This is a genomic window from Mesorhizobium sp. P2_F8 (genome assembly GCF_056403655.1).
The window spans coordinates 1-4,211 of the sequence record NZ_JBFUFB010000064.1 but is presented as its reverse complement, the minus strand read 5'-3'; the positions used below and the strand labels follow the sequence as shown (position 1 = coordinate 4,211).

The 4,211-nt window shown below is 61.9% G+C and carries 2 protein-coding genes; both read right to left on the bottom strand.

Annotated features, from left to right (window positions below):
* Positions 1–519, bottom strand: a 519-nt coding sequence (locus AC1DZP_RS35685) for an aldo/keto reductase (protein ID WP_477308985.1), incomplete at its 3' end; no start/stop codon positions are given.
* A 1,145-nt stretch (positions 520–1,664) separates the two neighbouring features.
* On the bottom strand, positions 1,665–4,211 hold a 2,547-nt coding region (locus tag AC1DZP_RS35680; protein WP_477308983.1), incomplete at its 5' end, for a molybdopterin cofactor-binding domain-containing protein.

Below are 4,211 nucleotides of genomic sequence, written 5' to 3'. Positions count from 1 at the left end.
GCACTGGGCAGTGGCGATGTCCCAGCCCGGGAAGTTGCTGCTGCCCACGTAGGTGATCTTGCCCTCGCGGATCAGTTGCTCCATCGCCTGCCAGATTTCCTCCCACGGTGTGACCCGGTCGACGTGATGCATCTGGTAGAGATCGATGTGATCGGTTTTCAGCCGCCRCAAGCTGGCTTCGCAGGCCCGTCGGATGTGATAGGCAGACAAGCGGCGATCGTTGGGACCAGAATCCATCGGCTGGTAGACCTTCGTCGCCAATACAATCCGGTTGCGCCGGCCGCCCTGCGCGAGCCAGCGGCCGATGATCTCCTCGGAGGTGCCGTAGCCCTTYTCCATTTCGGGCGATTGCGGGCCTCCATAAACATCCGCCGTGTCGAAGAGATTGATGCCGGCGTCGAGAGCTTCGTCCATGATCGTGACACTGTCCGCCTCATCGATCTGCCAGCCGAATTCCATCGTGCCGAGGGCTATTCGGCTGACCTTGATGCCGGTCCGACCTAGATGAGTGTAATTCATGGCAACACCTCAAATCAGGATAGCTACTTCTGCCCCCGTGACTTCCGATGCATCCATGCCACGCGCAACCTAGCGGAATACTCCGGCTACAAACCGCCCATCTTGTACCGCTACTCGCACGTACAGCGAAGCTCCGCTTTCCGCCCTAGGTGCCTAATTCTAGCGCGATGCAGTCCGCCCTCCGGGCTCACGTGAGTTCTTGGCGCAAAGCCGGCTACGGCCTCTGCCGTGGCGATGTCCGCTTTTTGTGAACGGACTGGACCGTATGAACGACTGCCATAAGGCGCAAAGCTGCCGTCCGCCAGAAATGGAGATCTGTGTCCAGTCAAAAACCCGCCTATTCGCACGTCGTTGCCGCCGATCACCGCACTCATCAAGGAGATCTTTCAGAGTAAGAGCATCTGCACTACGTGTTGCTGGTGTTAACAAGCAGGAGAATTTAGCTCCCGGATGAGGATGAGCGTTTGCCCTTACGCTGCACCGCTTCCGGGAAACGATCAGATGTACGAATAACTAACAACCAGCTCTAGATAGGCCCACTTTTGCGGCGAATTCGGGTTAACCCGCTAAAATCTAAGAATTTTGGTGGGCCCGGAGGGACGTCGCCTATTCAACAAAATCAATCGGTTAGCGGGTGGTTCGCCAAGCCATATCCTTCGTATGTTCTCGTATGGTCTGGCGAACCCAAGGACAATAAGGGGGAATGAATTTGTCTGGCGGACTCCGAGTCGTTAGATCACAGGTTCGATCCCGTCGGGATCAGCACCGACACCTCCGCCTCACCAGTTTAGCCCTCGGATAGCCTCTCATAGAAGCCGCCAAACACGCCGTCTGGCAAGACCAGGCGGATCTCCGGGATCCAGTGTCGCACGCGCTGGCTGGTCGCTTGTTTCATGTCGTCTCTCTTCCGATATATCCACGGAAATACAATGGCAACGACGCCGTCTCAAGCACCACAGCGCAACGGATCTCGGTCGGCGGCCGGACCGCCGTTGGCTTGCGGGCAAAGGTGGAAAAAAGCACAGGCGTGACGCGCATCCCAAGCGGCAGAAACACCATCTCGCCCGGTCGTTCCGACCATGTATTTCAGGCGTTTTCGGCGGGTACGTTGGTGTTGAGGAGCATTTGCGGGTTCCAGCTTTGGATCAATGGTGGTTTACACGGACGGCGGCAAGCGAATCCTGGATGGCGTCCCAGGCTGGCTTCCCGGGGGCGAAACGCGCCCGGAGATAGCCGGTCAGGTCGACCAGGTCGCGATCGTCCAGCGCCTTGTCGAAGGCCGGCATCGCCAACACCCCAAAGTCGTCGACATCGCGTCGCAGGGGCGACATTGCCGGCGCGGCCACCCCCTCCAGGATGGCGTGGAGCAGATTGTCCGGCGCTTCGGCATGAAGATTGGTGTTGAGGGCCAGCGACGCGATGGACGACGCTTCCAAATGACAGGTCTCACAAGCACCGGCGAACATGCGCGCACCGCGAGGAAATGCGGCTGCCGCAGCGGGCGCGGCTAGATCTGCAGCGGCGATTGAACTCCCTGCCGACGAACCGGCCGGAGACGTTTCGCCACCGACGTTGAAACTGGCGAGATAGACCGCTATCGCCCTGATGTCCGCGTCGGGAAGCGGTGCCAGCGAGTCTACCACGTGGGCCATTGGTCCCGCCGCCACGCCATGCTGGGCGGAATGGCCGGTACGCAGATAGTCATAAAATGCCTGTTCGCTCCACGCGATCGGAGCGAAGGATTTTGCCGTCAGCGCATGTGCGTGCCAGCCGTCAGCGAACCCGCCGACAAGATGCATCGACCCCTTGACCTCTCCGCCGATGGCATTGCGCGGCGAATGACAGGCGCTGCAATGGCCAAGGCCTTCCACCAGTTCCGCCCCCCGGTTCCAGGCCGCACTTCGGATCGGATCAGACGGTGCCGGCGATGATGATAGGAAAAGCGCGTTCCACCCGGCCATCAGTGGCCGCATGCCGAAGGGAAACCGCAACTGCGTTTCCGGTGCTTTTGCCGTCACGGCTGGCTGAGCCATGAGATAGGCATAGAGCGCCTGGAGATCCGCTTCGCTTGCCTTGGCAAAGGATGTGTAGGGATGCGCCGGATAGAGATGATGTCCATCGCGCGCAACACCCTGGCGCATCGCCCTAGCGAATGCCGGATAGGACCAGGCGCCGATGCCGGCCGCTTCATCCGGCGTGATGTTGGTGGCATAGACAGTACCGAAGGGGGTTTCGAGCGCCCTGCCCCCAGCAAATGGCGTGCCGTCGGCGCCGACATGGCAGACGTTGCAGGCGCCGACCGCAGCCGCGAGTCGGCCACGCTCGATCGTGGCAGGCGAAAAGACGTCAGGCAGCGGGCGCGCCACGGGTGCGATTGCGGCGTTGAAAGGGAAAATCCCCGCGCCGAGAGCCACGGCGCCGGAAAAGGCGCCGGCGAGCGGCCATGAGAATCTCAGGCGCGACCGCCTGGATCGCCTATTCTCGTTCGATACCAGCGGAGTAGGCAGCGGATTCAAAGCAGCGCGCACACGTTCCGGCGTCAACGGCAGTTCGCGAAAGCGCACGCCGGTGGCGTCGAACACCGCGTTGGCAATGGCGGCCGCACTTGGCACCGAGGCGGACTCGCCGGCGCCCAGCGGCGGCTCGTCGGGGCGTGGAATCATCAGCACGTCGATGTCCGGCACCTCGGGAAAGCCGATGATCGGATAGGCGCCCCACTCAAGGGCGGCGACAGCGGTGGATGAGAAATTGACCTCTTCCTTGAGAGCCCGGCTGGTCGACTGGATGACGTTGCCATGAATCTGGTGGCGAACGCCGTCAGGGTTGATTACCGCGCCGGTATCCTGGCCGCAGATGACTTTGGTCACCGCGATCTCGCCCGTCACCTTGTTCACCGCCACGTTGGCGACCCACGCCGCCCACGCGGCCGCCTTGCCCGGGAAAGGACCATGGACATAGACGGCGTAGGCAAAGCCGCGCCCATATAGAATATCGCCCTCGCGGCCATGCGTGCCCGGTTGGGTATGCGGCTTCCATCCGGCACGCTCGGCTACGGCTCGTACCAGGTCGGTCGCCCGCGGATCCGTCAGATAACGCAGCCGATATTCGACCGGATCGACCTTGGCCGCTGTAGCCAACTCGTCGATAAAGGATTCGTGCGCAAAGCTGTTTGGCAGCGCCGAAACGCCACGAAACCACGAGGTGCGAGCCAGCGTCGGCATATCATGGACGGTAACCCGCAGGTTTCCGAACGCGTAGGGAGGCACCGCTGTGCGATCGCCCATCAGGGCGACCTCCGCGACCGGCGAAACCTTTCCGGTCAGGATCAGCGGCAGGGTCGGCGCCAGATTGGACGGGTAACGCGTTTCAAAGTCATAGGCCGCCGGACCACCCTCCTCGTCCAAGCCACCGCGGACGTCGATGACCTGCGCGGCACCCTTTGGCTCCCACGCGTGTTCCTGCTCCCGGGTAAGCTGGACGCGTACTGGCTGGCCGACGGCCCGGGACAACAGGGCAGCGTCAGCAGTTACGTCGTCGGCGCAGTTGCGTCCGTAGCATCCGGCAGCTTCCAGCCGTTCCACAACGATCCGCTCTTCCGGCATGTCGAGAAGTTTTGCCAGGTCAGCGCGCATCGGAAATGGGTTCTGCGTGCCCGACCAGACGGTCAGGCCGTCGTCGCGCCAGTCGGCAAC